The sequence below is a fragment of the Janibacter zhangyanbonis genome, assembly GCF_050507325.1.
In the GTDB taxonomy this organism is placed as follows: domain Bacteria; phylum Actinomycetota; class Actinomycetes; order Actinomycetales; family Dermatophilaceae; genus Janibacter.
In genome coordinates this window covers 26,379-39,823 of record NZ_CP191481.1, presented here as the reverse complement: position 1 = coordinate 39,823, position 13,445 = coordinate 26,379, and the positions used below count along the sequence as shown (strand labels likewise).

Annotated in this window: 15 protein-coding genes and 2 tRNA genes; 4 read left to right on the top strand and 13 right to left on the bottom strand. The window is 70.7% G+C overall.

Annotation, left to right across the window (positions count from 1 at the left end; genetic code table 11):
* Positions 1-95 precede the first annotated feature (95 nt).
* The 3 genes from ACQBJO_RS00220 to ACQBJO_RS00210 are packed head-to-tail and all read right to left on the bottom strand — an operon-like array spanning position 96 to position 2,603.
* Positions 96-1,076, bottom strand: coding sequence for a YihY/virulence factor BrkB family protein (locus ACQBJO_RS00220; protein WP_421007721.1), 981 nt, complete (start codon positions 1,074-1,076; stop codon positions 96-98).
* Positions 1,077-1,092: 16 nt separating this feature from the next.
* Positions 1,093-1,749 (bottom strand): aminodeoxychorismate/anthranilate synthase component II, encoded by a 657-nt coding sequence (locus tag ACQBJO_RS00215; protein ID WP_421007720.1) that lies wholly within the window; start codon positions 1,747-1,749, stop codon positions 1,093-1,095.
* Positions 1,750-1,766: 17 nt separating this feature from the next.
* On the bottom strand, positions 1,767-2,603 hold the full coding sequence (locus tag ACQBJO_RS00210; RefSeq protein ID WP_421007719.1) for a DUF881 domain-containing protein: 837 nt from the start codon (positions 2,601-2,603) through the stop codon (positions 1,767-1,769).
* Positions 2,604-2,644: 41 nt separating this feature from the next.
* On the opposite strand from ACQBJO_RS00210, the gene ACQBJO_RS00205 reads away from it, so the two are divergent.
* The gene (locus ACQBJO_RS00205) at positions 2,645-3,004 is read left to right on the top strand and encodes a cell division protein CrgA (protein WP_255184880.1); all 360 of its coding nucleotides are present in this window, start codon (positions 2,645-2,647) and stop codon (positions 3,002-3,004) included.
* A 136-nt stretch (positions 3,005-3,140) separates the two neighbouring features.
* Here the strand turns inward: ACQBJO_RS00205 and ACQBJO_RS00200 are convergent, their stop codons facing one another.
* Positions 3,141-4,061 (bottom strand): rhomboid family intramembrane serine protease, encoded by a 921-nt coding sequence (locus ACQBJO_RS00200; RefSeq protein ID WP_421007718.1) that lies wholly within the window; start codon positions 4,059-4,061, stop codon positions 3,141-3,143.
* Between the two features lie 4 nt (positions 4,062-4,065).
* Positions 4,066-4,587 carry a peptidylprolyl isomerase gene (locus ACQBJO_RS00195; RefSeq protein WP_255184878.1) on the bottom strand — a complete coding sequence of 174 codons (522 nt, stop codon included), beginning with the start codon at positions 4,585-4,587 and terminating at the stop codon, positions 4,066-4,068.
* A gap of 121 nt (positions 4,588-4,708) precedes the next feature.
* Between ACQBJO_RS00195 and ACQBJO_RS00190 the strand changes: the two genes are divergently transcribed.
* Positions 4,709-5,743 carry a hypothetical protein gene (locus ACQBJO_RS00190; protein ID WP_421007717.1) on the top strand — a complete coding sequence of 345 codons (1,035 nt, stop codon included), beginning with the start codon at positions 4,709-4,711 and terminating at the stop codon, positions 5,741-5,743.
* Between the two features lie 135 nt (positions 5,744-5,878).
* Here ACQBJO_RS00190 and ACQBJO_RS00185 read toward each other — a convergent pair whose 3' ends face one another.
* The 3 genes from ACQBJO_RS00185 to ACQBJO_RS00175 form a co-directional block, all read right to left on the bottom strand.
* Entirely contained in the window at positions 5,879-6,709 is an 831-nt protein-coding gene (locus tag ACQBJO_RS00185; protein WP_421007716.1) for an alpha/beta fold hydrolase, read from the bottom strand.
* Between the two features lie 76 nt (positions 6,710-6,785).
* The gene (locus tag ACQBJO_RS00180; protein ID WP_255184876.1) at positions 6,786-7,286 is read right to left on the bottom strand and encodes a hypothetical protein; all 501 of its coding nucleotides are present in this window, start codon (positions 7,284-7,286) and stop codon (positions 6,786-6,788) included.
* Between the two features lie 177 nt (positions 7,287-7,463).
* Positions 7,464-8,918, bottom strand: coding sequence for an MFS transporter (locus ACQBJO_RS00175; protein WP_421007715.1), 1,455 nt, complete (start codon positions 8,916-8,918; stop codon positions 7,464-7,466).
* A gap of 66 nt (positions 8,919-8,984) precedes the next feature.
* Between ACQBJO_RS00175 and ACQBJO_RS00170 the strand changes: the two genes are divergently transcribed.
* Both ACQBJO_RS00170 and ACQBJO_RS00165 read left to right on the top strand, forming a co-directional pair.
* Positions 8,985-9,473 (top strand): MarR family winged helix-turn-helix transcriptional regulator, encoded by a 489-nt coding sequence (locus ACQBJO_RS00170; protein WP_421007714.1) that lies wholly within the window; start codon positions 8,985-8,987, stop codon positions 9,471-9,473.
* Between the two features lie 111 nt (positions 9,474-9,584).
* On the top strand, positions 9,585-9,902 hold the full coding sequence (locus tag ACQBJO_RS00165; protein ID WP_421007944.1) for an MmcQ/YjbR family DNA-binding protein: 318 nt from the start codon (positions 9,585-9,587) through the stop codon (positions 9,900-9,902).
* 46 nt (positions 9,903-9,948) lie between these two features.
* Here ACQBJO_RS00165 and ACQBJO_RS00160 read toward each other — a convergent pair.
* From ACQBJO_RS00160 to gyrA, 5 genes are all read right to left on the bottom strand, one after another.
* Positions 9,949-10,021 (bottom strand) — tRNA-Ala (locus tag ACQBJO_RS00160).
* A 13-nt stretch (positions 10,022-10,034) separates the two neighbouring features.
* Complete coding sequence (locus ACQBJO_RS00155; protein WP_255184872.1) at positions 10,035-10,208, bottom strand: hypothetical protein; 174 nt, start codon at positions 10,206-10,208, stop codon at positions 10,035-10,037.
* 20 nt (positions 10,209-10,228) lie between these two features.
* Positions 10,229-10,305 (bottom strand) — tRNA-Ile (locus ACQBJO_RS00150).
* A gap of 86 nt (positions 10,306-10,391) precedes the next feature.
* Positions 10,392-10,862: a DUF3566 domain-containing protein gene (locus ACQBJO_RS00145; RefSeq protein WP_255184871.1), complete on the bottom strand. Its 471-nt coding sequence runs from the start codon at positions 10,860-10,862 to the stop codon at positions 10,392-10,394.
* A complete protein-coding gene (gene gyrA / locus ACQBJO_RS00140) occupies positions 10,859-13,429 on the bottom strand; it encodes a DNA gyrase subunit A (RefSeq protein WP_255184870.1) in 2,571 nt (856 codons plus the stop codon). Before gyrA ends, ACQBJO_RS00145 begins: the two co-directional genes overlap by 4 nt.
* Positions 13,430-13,445 lie beyond the last annotated feature (16 nt).

The window sequence follows — 13,445 nt, the reverse complement described above, 5'->3', positions numbered from 1 at the left end:
GCCGCTGATCCCGTCGGCCCTCGGGTGTGCCCTCGTGGCGGGCGAGAACCCTGCACAACCCTAGGGTCGTGCAGGGTTGCCCCCTGTCGGCGGGATCAGTCGTCCCCGCGCCCGCGGGACTCGTCGAAGAAGACATCGATGCGCTGGAACCCCTTGAGCCGCTGCGCCTCGGCGTGCCGGGCATAGGCCCGCTGGTCGGCGCTCGTCAGCACGACCTGGTCGGTGAAGGGCGTGAGCAGCGCCCGCGGCCACAGGTGCTCCTTGCGCACGACGTTGACCTCGACGCAGAGCATGATGGCGACCGACATCGTGTAGAGGAAGACGAGCAGACCCAGGACGATGGCGAAGACGGAGTTGAGGTTGCTCGCCCGCTCGATGACGGTGCTGACGTAGACCGCGCCGACCGCCTGCATCCCCTGCCACGACAGCGCCGCGAGCAGGGCGCCCGGCAGCACGTCGGTGAGGTCGAGCGGCCGACTCGTCGCGATGATGAAGATGACGGCGATGACGAGCGTGTTGAGCAGCACCGAGGCGATGGTGATCGCCCAGCCGGTGTAGCCCCCGGAGACGAGCTGCTGGAGATAGGTCGTCAGGCCGGTGGTGACGACGATCGTCAGCCCGGCGACGAGGAGCAGGAGCAGGCCACGGCCGCGGCTGGCGAAGGGGTTGGGCCGGCTGTTGCGCGGGACCATCCACGCGGTGTTGCTCGCGTACTGCAGCGCCTGCCCCACACCGAGGCCACCGTAGAGCGCGGCGAGACCACCGACGAGCAGACCGACCGGGCCACCACCGATGGTGCCCGTCGTGCGCAGCTCGTCACCGACGATCGGGAACTCCGACAGGGCCGAGTCGAGGATCCGCTCCTGCCATTCCGGCTGGCCCTGCAGGACGATGCCGACGACCGTCGAGAGCAGGAGCAGCCCGGGGAAGAGGGAGAGGAACCCGTAGTAGGTGAGCAGCGCGCACAGGTAGCCGCCGAAGTCGTCGAAGAACTTGTAGACGACCGCGATCGGGAAGCCCAGGACGGGGTGGCGGCGCTGGATTCGGTCCAGCGGGCCGACGGTCGGCTCGCTCATCTCCCCCCTTCGCCCGTCAGCCGGCGGCGACGGCCCGGGCCACGCCCTCGACATCGCGCACCAGGGGCGACATGCCGGCGCTGCGCGCGACGGCACCGGTGTCACCGGTCATCTCCAGCCAGTTGGCGAGGATCCGGTGGCCGCCCTCGGTGAGGACGGACTCGGGGTGGAACTGCACGCCGTGCAGCGGCAGGTCGCGGTGGTGGGCGGCCATGATGACGCCGGACTCGGTGTGCCCGTTGGGCACAAGGGTGTCGGGCACGGTCGCCGGGTCGATCGTCAGCGAGTGGTAGCGCGTCGCGGTGAAGGGCGAGGCGAGGCCGGCGAGGACGCCGGTCTGGTCGTGCAGCACCCGGCTCGTCTTGCCGTGGAGCAGCTCGGGGGCCCGGCCGACGGTCGCGCCGAGCACGATCCCGAGGGCCTGGTGGCCGAGGCAGACGCCGAGCATCGGCTGGGCCCGCTCGGCGCAGGCCTCGATCATCGCGGTCGAGACACCGGCCTCCTCGGGGGTGCCCGGCCCGGGCGAGATGAGCACGCCGTCGAAGTCGGCCCCGTCGGCCGCCGAGACGGCGTCGTTGCGCACGACCGTCGTCTCGGCACCCAGCTGCTGGAGGTACCCGACGATGGTGAAGACGAAGCTGTCGTAGTTGTCGACGACGAGGATGCGGCTCACCGGCACAGTATGGGCCCTCACCGCGCCGACGTCAGCGGGCGGGCGTGCTCCAGGGTCGTACGCCCGTCGAAGGGGGGCAGCTCGGTCTCGTCGGACTGCTGGACCTCGTAGCCCAGGCCGACCGCGTCGACGTACTGCTTGTAGATGCTCACCGAGGGGTCGCTGTCGAGCTCCGAGCGCAGGTCCTCCGGGTCGCCGATCGCGGTGATCGTGAAGGGCGGCGAGTAGACCCGCCCCTGGAGGATGAGCGTGTTGCCGACGCAGCGCACCGCGCTCGTCGAGACGACGCGCTGGTCCATGATCTGCATCGCCTCGGCCCCACCGCGCCACAGGGCGTTGACCACGCCCTGCACGTCCTGCTGGTGGACGACGACGTCGTCGACGGTGAAGCCCTCGGGGACCTCGCTCGCCTTGAGGTGCGCGTCGTCGAGGGTGACGGTCACCGACGGACCCTCGACGGCCGTGGTGCCGGCCGTGCGGGCGCTGGCCCGGCTCTGCTTGTCGATGGACCGCAGCCGGGAGCTGCCGGGGGCGGCCTGCTTGGTGAGGTCGTCGACCTCGGTGCGCAGCGACCGCACGCGGGAGGCAGAGCGCTCGTTGTCGATGGTGCGCTCACGGATGACGTCGGGCAGGTCGGTCGCCTCGCTGCGCAGGTCGGTGCCGCGGGCCGTCGTGCTCGACGTCGCGAAGAGCAGGCCGGCGGCCATGGCGATGACGGGCACGAGTGCCGACCACCGGCTCGGTCGGTGGGTCAGCCAGGTGCGCACGCGCGAGCGCAGTGCCGCTGCGGCGTGGGCCGGGTCCAGGTCCGGCACGGAGGCACCCCCTTCGGTCGGTCGTGCGGTGCTCGGCATCTACGCTAGGCCACGACGTCCGCAGACCCGAGGAGCACCCAGTGGCGAAGCCCGCCGACGACGCGCAGGAGACGACCGACGAGGCCACCTCGTCGGCCGAGACGACCGCGAAGAAGTCCGCCAAGAGCGCCTCGCGCTCCGGCGACCCGAGCAAGCGTGCGGCGGCGGCCGAGGCCGAGACGCGCAGCGGCTCGCGGCACAAGGTCAAGGCGCAGCGGGTGGGCAACCCCAGCTGGTTCGTCCCCGTCATGCTCGGCCTCATGCTCATCGGCCTCGTGTGGGTCGTGACCTTCTACATCACCCAGGAGCAGTACCCCGTGGAGTCCTGGGGCCGGTGGAACCTCGGTGCGGGCTTCGCCTTCATCCTCGCCGGCTTCGCGATGACGACACGCTGGCGCTGAGCCGGTCGGGCGGCTGCGCCCACCCACCGTGGGGACGATTCCCCACAGAGCCTGTGGACAACTCGAGTTGTCCACAGGCTTTTTCACATCTGGGGACAAATGACACGCGTGTAACTCGCCTGTCCACAGGGCCGGATCAGCCGAAGGGGGCCTCGAAGCCGGTCGGGGAGAGGGCATAGCGCGCGACGCCCAGCACGACGACGACCGCGAGGACGGCGACGATCCCCACCCAGGCCAGGCCGGGCTGACGGCGGCTGCGGGAGAGGGCGATGACCGCCGCGAGGAGCGCGCCGGCGACGAGCCCGCCGAGATGGGCCTGCCAGGCGACGTTGGGGACGAGGAAGCCGATGACGGCGTTGATCGCGATCGTCGCGATCATCGACGAGCTGTCGCGGCCGAGGTGACGGTTGAGCACGATGACCGCCGCGAAGAGGCCGAAGACGGCGCCGGAGGCCCCGACGATCGGCACGTAGGCATTGGGGTCGGCCGGGTCGACCGGCTGGAAGAGCAGCCAGGTCACCGAGCCGGCGAGCGCGGTGACGAGGTAGATCGCGAGATAGCGGGCCCAGCCGAGCATCCGCTCGAGGTAGCCGCCGACGAGCCACAGCGCGAGCATGTTGAAGAGGATGTGCATCGGCTGGTTGGGGCTGTGGGCGAAGGCCGAGGTCAGCAGCCGCCACGGCTCGCTCGTGCCGAGGGCGGGGGCGAAGGCCACCTCGCTGAAGACCCGGGGCGAGAGCAGCTCGCCGATCCACACGACGACGCAGACGGCGATGATCGAGATCGTCAGCCAGGGGCGGTCGGTGCCGGTCGTGGCGCGCCCGCCGAAGACGGTGCGCTGGGGGCGCTCCCCCTTCGACCCCTCACGGACGCAGTCGACGCACTGGACGCCGACGGCCGCGCTGCGCTGGCACTGCGGGCACACCGGTCGGTGGCACCGCTGGCAGCGGATGTAGGAGATCTGGTCGGGGTGCCGGGGGCACGTCGGCGCCTCCGGGGAGGCGCCGGTGCCGCCGTCCGTGGACGATCCGCCCCAGCCGGACGGCGGCAGCGACACGAGATCAGTCCTGGACGATCTCGACGGACTCGATGGTCACCGGCTCGACCGGCTTGTCCATCGCGCCGGTCTGGACGCCGGCGATCTTGTCGACGACCTCGCGGCTCGGGCCGTCGGCCACCTCGCCGAAGATCGTGTGCTTGCCGTTGAGCCACGGGGTCTCGCCGACGGTGATGAAGAACTGCGAGCCGTTGGTCCCGCGGCCCATCTGCTTGCCGGCGTTGGCCATGGCGAGCAGGTAGGGCTTCGAGAAGGTCAGGTCGGGGTGGATCTCGTCGTCGAAGGTGTAGCCGGGGCCGCCGACGCCCTGACCCAGCGGGCAGCCGCCCTGGATCATGAAGCCGGAGATGACCCGGTGGAAGTCGAGGCCGTCGTAGAACTTCGTCGGGTTGGTGCGACCCGCGTCGTCCTGGTACTCCTTCTCGCCCGTGGCGAGGCCGACGAAGTTGTCGACGGTCTTGGGGGCCTGGTTGGGGAACAGCTCGATGGAGATGTCGCCGTGGTTGGTGTGCAGGATCGCCTTCATGGCGTCCATGCTAACGACCGCGGGCGAAGGGAGGACGTGGCGGGCCCCTCGCCCCTATCGGTTTCATCGGCCGACGATCCGGTGCAGGATGGGGGAGTACCCCATCGGCGCAGGAGGAAGTGTGTTCCAGAAGAACAGCAAGGTCGAGGACGGGCGAGTCAAGGCCCACGAGACCGCCGAGGCAGCATCGCTCAAGGTGCACGAGATCATCGACAAGGTCGCCGAGCACACCGAGCACGGCAGCGAGCGGGCCCAGGAGCTCAAGGCCGCCGCCTCGGAGCAGGCCGCCGCGACCCGCGAGGGTGCCGCGAGCAGGGCCGCCGACCTCAAGGAGCAGGCCGAGGAGGCCAAGAAGCAGGCCGCCAAGGACGCCAAGAAGGGCCGCAAGCAGGCGCGCAAGCAGGTCCGCTCGGCCCAGAAGCAGGCCCGCAAGAAGGGTGAGCAGGCCGGCAAGGACGTGCAGGACGTGCGCGACACCCTCGTCGACGAGGTGCTGCCCAAGGTCGTCCAGACCGCGAGCGGCCTGGCTGCCGCCGGCGCCGTCGCGGGCCGCAAGGCTGCCGACGAGGCCGCCGTCCGCGCCCCCGAGGTCGTCGCCGCGCTGCGTGACGAGCGCGACCCGCAGCTGGCCCTCGCCGCCGCGAAGGGGGAGAAGCCGCGCAAGAAGCGTCGCGGCCTCAAGCTCCTGCTCCTCGCCCTCGTCGCCGGTGGCATCGCGGCCGTCGTCGCGAAGCAGAAGCAGGGCCCGAAGAAGGACCCGTGGGCCGTGCCGGCCGGCGACCCCTACAAGGCCCCCGCCTCGGGTCGCGCCTCGACGCTCGCCACCCCGGCCGCCGCCGGTGCCGGCGCTGCCGCGGCCCCCGCCGTGAGCGAGGCCGCCGACACCCCGGACGCACCCACCACGACCGACCCGCTCGCCGCCCCGGCCGCGATCGACGAGGACCCGCTGGCCGCCCCGGCCGCCCCGGTCGAGGACACCCCCGAGGCCCGCGCCCAGGACGAGGCCGAGGTCGAGGGCACCGACGCGTGGAGCTCCGCGCGCGACTGGGCGGACAACTCGGCCGTCCCGTCGACGACGGAGACCTCCGAGGGCAGCGACGTCACGCCGCACAACCTCGGTGGCGACCTGCCGGTCGACGAGGACCGCAAGGCCTGACCACACCGAAGGGGGTCGGTTCCGCACCAGCGGAACCGACCCCCTTCGTCATGCCATCACCCGTTGGTCTGGGTCCCACGTTCCGCGTGGGCGGTGTGAGGCCGCCCGCGGCCGAGCCTCGAGACCCAGGTCCCCTCAGGCCAGGAAGTCCCCGACGAGCCGCGCGAAGCCCTCCGCGTGCTCGATCTGCACCCAGTGACCGCACCGGCCGAAGACGTGCAGCTGCGAGTCGTCGATGAGCTCGTGCAGTCGCATCGAGGTGCTCAGTGGGATCACCTCGTCGTCGCGGCCGTGGAGGATCAGCGCGGGCTGCGTGAGAGCGCGGATGTCGGCGTCGGGCACGGCCAACGCCTCGACCCAACGCTGCCGCGGGGCGGGGAACATCGCGCTGAAGGCCTCGTGGACCCCCGGCCGAGTCGCCGCGTCGAGCCGCAGCTGGGCCAGGTCCTCGGTGAGCAGCGACTTGTCGTACGCGAAGACGTCCATGAGCTCGATCATGTTGGGCAGCGACGGCTCGAAGCCCCACACCTTGTCCAGGCCCTCGGTGATCTCGAAGGGCACACCCGCCGCGCCCATGAGGACGAGCTTGTCGACCCGCTCGGGGTGGTGCGTCGCGATGTTGAGCGCGAGCGCCCCGCCGAAGCTGTTGCCGACGACCGAGACCCGCTCCAGACCCAGGGCGTCGAGCAACCCGACGAGGTGCTGGGTCCACGTCGCCATGTCATAGGTGACGCCCTCGGGCCGCTCCGTGTAGCCGAAGCCGAGCACGTCGGGGGCGATGACCCGGTGCTGCTGCGACAGGGCCGGCAGCACGCCGCGCCAGTTGGCCCACGCGCTCACGCCCGGCCCGGAGCCGTGGATGAGCAGGACGGGGTCGCCCTCGCCGACGTCGTGGTAGTTGGTGGCCACGCCGGCGACGTCGATCGTGGAGGCGATTTCGGGATTGGCGGTCTGCACATCGGTCATGTCGGCACCGTAGGCCCGTCGACGCCATGCCAAAGGGGGGTGCTCCGCTGTGCGGAACACCCCCCTTCGTCCTGCGTCAGCCGCCGTAGGTGAGCAGCACGTTGCCCGTGCTGTCGTGGGTGTGACCCGGCCAGTAGGTGTTGCTCCACAGGCGCAGGAACTCACCCGACTCCGGGTCGCTCGCGATGACGGTGGGCCCCAGGCCCTGCATCTGCTCCGAGGTGCACCCGGTCGCGAAGGACGCGGTTGCGCCCGCTGGCACCTGGACCGTTCCCGACTCCGGCGGGTCGGGCATCTTGGCGACGCGACCGAGGAGCATCGACTTCTCGTAGAGGCCGTCGTAGAGGGCGAGCGGTGGCTGGTTGTCGCGCAGGACGACCCCCGAGTGGAGGTTCTGGTCCGTCATGAGCAGGACGTCGACGGGGTCGTCCGAGGCATTGTGCACCGCGACCTCGCAGGTCGGTGCGGCCCAGAAGATCCCTCCCCCAGCGCGGGTGGCTGCGGGTGCCGCGCTCGCGGTCCCGGCGATGAGAGCTACGGCCGCGGCCGCGCCCAGCAAGTGTGTGGTCGTACGCATGGTGTCCCCTTTGATCACCGGCGCGGTCACGGTTGGGCCGCGTCCACCTGAGCAGACGCGTGGGGCCGGGGTCCGGTTGCATCCGGACCCCGGCCCCAGGCCGCCCGCTGATCGGGGAGCGAGGACAGAGCGTCTATCCCCCCGCTGATCGAGGAGCGAGGAACGAGCGTCTCGAGATCAGACCCCGCTCGCCACCGGCTCCGGCTCGGTGGTGGCCGCCCGGGCCCGGTGGCGCGGGATGAGCAGGCAGACGAGGGCGCCCGCGAGCGCCGCCCCGGCACCGACGACGAAGCAGACCTTGAAGGCCGACTCGTCGGGGATGACGTGGCCGCCGAGGGTGATCGTGCGGCTGGTGAGGATCGCCGCCATGACCGCGCCGGCGATCGTCGTGCCGACCGAGCGCATGAGGCCGTTGACCCCGACGCTGGAGCCGGCCTCGGCCTCGGGGACGTTGTCGAGGATGAGGGTGGGCATCGCGGCGTAGCCGATGCCCACGCCCGCACTGGCGACGAGGCTGGCGACCATGAGCTGCCAGGGGGCGCTCATGAGGAAGAGTGCGACGAGGTAGCCCAGGCCGACGACGGTCGCACCGACGGCGAGGGTGATGCGTGCGCCGAGGGTCGTGATCATCCGGCTGGAGACCGGCGCGAAGACGAGCATCATCAGACCGCCGGGTGCCATCCACAGGCCGGCCTCGAGGATCGTCTGGCCGAGGCCGTAGCCGGTGGCCTCGGGCATCTCGAGCAGCTGGGGCACGACGATGGCCTGGGCCATCATGCCGAAGCCGATGAGCACGGCCGCGAGGTTGGTGAAGAGGACCGGGCGGCGCGCGGTCGTGCGCAGGTCGACGAGCGGGTCGCGGTGGCGCAGCTCGTACCAGCCCCACGCGAGGAGGACCACGACGCCACCGGCGATGCTGCCCGCGGTGCGGCCGGAGTCCCAGCCCCACTCCGAGCCCTTGCTGATGCCGATGAGCGCCGAGCAGAGACCGACGGCGAGGCCGATGATGCCGACGACGTCGAGGTGGGCCGGGTGCGCGTCGTGCACGTGGGGGACGACGACGAGCGTGGCGACCAGGACGACGAGCGCGAGGCCGGAGGAAAACCAGAAGAGGCCGTGCCAGGAGAAGTCCTGGGCGATCCACGCGGCGAGCGGCAGGCCGATGGCGCCACCGACACCCATCGTCGCGCTGACCGCGGCGACGGCCCCGGCACGCTTGTCGACCGGCGCGACCTCGCGGACCATGCTGATCGCGACCGGGATGTAGCCCATGGCCATGCCCTGCAGGACGCGCCCGACGAGGAAGGGCGTCAGCGTGTCACCGAGGGCAGCGACCGCCGAGCCGACCGCGAGGAGCGCGGCGGAGGCGACCATGACCTTCTTCTTGCCGAACATGTCGGCCAGGCGCCCGGTGACCGGCATGGTCACAGCAGCGGCGAGCAGGGTCGCGGTGACGGCCCAGGAGGCAGAACCCGCGTCGGTCCCGAGCAGCTTGGGCAGCTCGGCCTGGATCGGGATGACGAGCGACTGCATGAGCGCGCCGCTGAAGCTGCCGAGGCACAGGACGACGATGACGACGACCGGTGAGAAGCGGGACGGCGCGGGCGCGACGGCCGGCGACGAAGCTGACATGGGGAAGGGTCCTTGTCCGAGGGGTTATGTAACCTACACAAGCAGGCGATGTGTACTCTACACATCATGGAGTCGACAGCCCAAGCCGGTTTCGCGGAGACCTCGCTCACGCCCACCGACGGCCCCGCCTGGACGGCGATCAAGGTCTCGGCCAGGTGGGAGCGGGCACGGCGCCACGTCGAGGTGACCCAGCAGCTCAAGGTCGCCGAGGGGCGCCTGCTCTGGCTGCTGCGCGACGGGCAGCCGCGCTCCCTTCGCCAGATCGCCGAGGAGCTCGACCTCGAGCAGTCGACGATCAACCGGCAGGTCCATGCCGCCCTCGAGTCCGGGGTCGTCGAGCGCTCCCGCCCGCAGGACTCGCCGACCTATGTCATCACCATGAGCGAGCAGGGCCGCGACCGCTTCCTCGCCGACATGGAGCGCCTGCTGCGGGTCTACGGCCACGGCATCGCCGCCGTGCCGGCGGCCGAGCAGGAGCGCTTCCTCGAGCACCTCGAGGCCTTCGCCACCGCCATCGGCGACTGCTCGCAGGCCCCCGCCGCCCCCGCTGGGTGAGCTGCGAGCGCCGGGCCACCCAACGCTGGTCGCGGTGCGAGCGCCAGCGAGCCTCGAGACCTGCCACGCTGACCCCATGAGCGCCGACGCCATCCGTGAGCACGCCCTGTCCTGCCGGGCGCCTGGCCCGACGAGCCCTGGGAGGGCGACCTCGTCGCCAAGGTCGGCCCCGGCGAGCGGGGCAAGATCTTCGCCTTCCTCGGGGAGAGCGGCGTGGGTGTCAAGGCGGGCAGCACCCGCGAGGAGGCCGACGAGTGGCTCGCCCGCTACCCCGACGACGCCGCGGTCATGGCCTACATCGGCCGCAACGGCTGGAACACGCTGATGATCGGCGGCGCGATCCCCCTCGACGAGCTGCTCGAGGCCGTCGACGACTCCTACGAGGCGATCGTGGCCAAGCTGCCGAGGAAGTACCGACCCCAGGCATGACGAAGGGGGGTGCACCGCCAGGCGGTGCACCCCCCTTCGCTCTCGGTGGAGGCGATCGGACTCGAACCGACAACCCTCTGCTTGCAAAGCAGATGCGCTACCAATTGCGCCACGCCCCCGAGGGCTGGTGGATCAGGTGGGACGGTCGGTGGCCGCGGCCCAGACGCCGCCCTCAGCAGGCTGGGGAGTGCGGGACATCCGGCTGGTGGCCGCGTGCAGGTCCTTGTCAGAACGATGCAGCTCGACCTTGCGCCGGGCGTACACCGCACCGGCTGCTGCCGCGACGAGTACGAGGACCTTCTTCATGGAGATCTCCTCACCGTCAGTGGTGGGCCCAGGAGGACTTGAACCTCCGACCTCTTCGTTATCAGCGAAGCGCTCTAACCGCCTGAGCTATGGGCCCGTGTGCGCCGTGGATCTCTCCGTGGCGCGACGCCCGAGATTACCCCACACTTCCCGCCGACACCAAAACGGCGGTCGGTGCGCGGATCAGTCGTCGGTCAGCGTCATGTGCACGCCGCCGACGAGGCTGGCGACGATGTTGTAGAGGAAGGCGCCGAGGGTCGCGACGGCCGTCAGCAGGAAGACGTCGATGACCGCGATGACGATCGACAGGGACAGCACGCGGCCGAAGCCGAGGAAGTCCATGACGTCGAAGGTCTCGCCCGAGCCGTCACCGATGATCTGGCCGGCGAGCTCGTTGATCGAGTCGAAGACGCCCATCGCGGACAGCAGGGCCCACATGACGCCGGTCATGACGACCAAGGCGATGCCCATGGCCACCGAGACGAGGAAGCCGACCTTCATCACGGAGAAGGGGTCGACCCGCGAGACCATGAGCTTGACCCGGCGGCCACCTCGCGGCGCAGGTCGTGAGGCTCCGGCCGACGCGGTGCGTCGGGTCGCCTGGGACGGCCCCGCGGCCGTGCGGACGGCCGTGGTGTCTCCTGTCGTGCTCACTCCTGGTCACCTCCGGGGGCATCCCCCTGCTGGGCGGTCCCCGCCGAGTCCTCGACGGGTGCGTCAGGGTCCGACGCTACATCGTCACCCTCGGCATCCGTTTCTTCGCCACGGTCGACGTTGCGGGCGACGGCGACGATCGAGTCACCCTTGCGCGGCGTCGCGAAGCTGACGCCCATGGTGTTGCGGCTCGTGCGGTTGACCTCCGAGACGGCCGACCGGACGATGTTGCCCTTCTCCATCACGACCATGACCTCGTCGGTCTCGTCGACGACGAGCGCCCCGACGAGCTGGCCGCCCTTGCCGGAGTTGGCGGCCGTGACGCCCAGTCCGGCGCGACCCTTGGCCGTCCACTGGGAGGCCGCGGTCCGCTTGGCGACGCCGTTCTCGAAGACGACGAAGACGTCGGGGTCGGTGCCGTCCTCGATGACGTTGAGCGCCAGCAGCGAGTCGTCGCCGCGGAACTTCATGCCGGTGACACCGCTCGTCGAGCGGCCCATCGGTCGGATGATGTCGTCGCTCGCGTGGAAGCGCACCGACTGCGCATTGCGCGAGACGAGCAGCAGGTCGTCCTCCGGCCCGACGAGGCCGACGCCGATGAGCTCGTCGTCCTCGCGCAGCTTGATCGCGATGAGGCCGCCGCTGCGGGGGGAGTCGTACTCGGTCAGGCGGGTCTTCTTCACCAGGCCGCGCTTCGTCGCGAGCACGAGGTAGGGGGCCGCCTCGTAGTCCTCGATCGCGTAGACCGCGGCGATCTGCTCGTCGGGCTGGAAGGCGAGCAGGTTGGCCACGTGCTGGCCCTTGCCGTCGCGCGCCGCCTCGGGCAGCTCGTAGGCCTTGACCCGGTAGACCCGGCCGAGGTTGGTGAAGAAGAGCAGCCAGTGGTGCGAGGTCGTCGTGAAGAAGTTGCGCACGACGTCCTCGCCGCGCAGGGAGGCCCCGCGCACGCCCTTGCCGCCGCGCTTCTGGGCGCGGTACTCGTCGACCCGGGTGCGCTTGGCGTAGCCACCGCGGGTGATCGTCACGACGACGTCCTCCTGCGGGATGAGGTCCTCCATCGCGACGTCGCCGTCGTAGGGCAGGATCCGCGTGCGCCGGTCGTCGCCGTAGCGGTCGACGATCTCGGCGAGCTCGTCGGAGACGATCTGCCGCTGCCGCTCCGGGCGGGCGAGGATGTCCTTGTAGTCGACGATCCGGGCTTCGATCTCGTCGTGCTCGTCGATGATCTTCTGCCGCTCCAGGGCCGCCAGGCGGCGCAGCTGGAGGTTGAGGATCGCCATCGCCTGCAGCTCGTCGATGTCGAGCAGCTCGATCAGCCCTTCGCGGGCCTCGTCGACCGTCGGGGAGCGGCGGATGAGCGCGATGACCTCGTCGAGCATGTCGAGGGCCTTGAGATAGCCGCGCAGGATGTGGATCGCGGCCTCGTCCTTGCGCAGCCGGTACTCGGTGCGGCGCACGATGACGTCGATCTGGTGCTCGACCCAATAGCGGATGAAGGCCGAGATCGGCAGGGTCCGCGGCACGCCGTCGACGAGGGCGAGCATGTTGGCGCCGAAGGTCGTCTGCAGCTGGGTGTGCTTGTAGAGGTTGTTGAGCACGACCTTGGCCACCGCATCGCGCTTGAGCACGATGACGAGGCGCTGGCCGGTGCGGCCGGAGGACTCGTCGCGGATGTCGGCGATGCCCGACAGGCGACCCTCCTTGGTCATCTCCGCGATCTTCTGCGCGAGCGCGTCGGGGTTGACCTGGTAGGGCAGCTCGGTGACGACGAGGCAGGTGCGGCCCTGGATCTCCTCGACCTCGACGACGGCCCGCATGATGATCGAGCCACGGCCGGTGCGGTAGGCCTCGTCGATGCCACGGTTGCCCATGATGAGCGCGCCGGTGGGGAAGTCGGGGCCCTTGATCAGGCCCATGACCGCCTCGAGCGCCTCCTCGCGGGGGGCCTCGGGGTGCTCGAGCATCCACTGGGCGGCGTCGGCGACCTCGCGCAGGTTGTGCGGCGGGATCTGCGTGGCCATGCCGACGGCGATGCCGGCGGAGCCGTTGGCGAGCAGGTTGGGGAAGCGCGCCGGCAGCACGTCGGGCTGCAGCGTCTTGCCGTCGTAGTTGGGGACGAAGTCGACCGTCTCCTGGTCGATGTCGCGCACGAGCTCCATCGACAGCGGCGCCATCTTGCACTCGGTGTACCGCGGGGCGGCGGCACCGTCGTTGCCGGCGGAGCCGAAGTTGCCCTGACCGTCGATCAGCGGGTAGCGCAGCGACCACGGCTGCACGAGGCGGACCATCGCGTCGTAGATCGCGGAGTCACCGTGCGGGTGGTACTGACCCATGACGTCGCCGACGACGCGCGAGCACTTGTTGTAGCCGCGGTCAGGGCGGTAGCCGCCGTCGTACATCGCGTAGACGATGCGGCGGTGCACCGGCTTGAGGCCGTCGCGCACGTCAGGCAGCGCGCGGGAGACGATGACGCTCATCGCGTACTCGATGTAGCTGCGCTGCATCTCCGCGTTGAGGTCGACCGGCTCGGTCCGGTCGGTCTCGGGCGTGGTGGGGGTGTCGGTCATGTGGTCAGGTCACCTC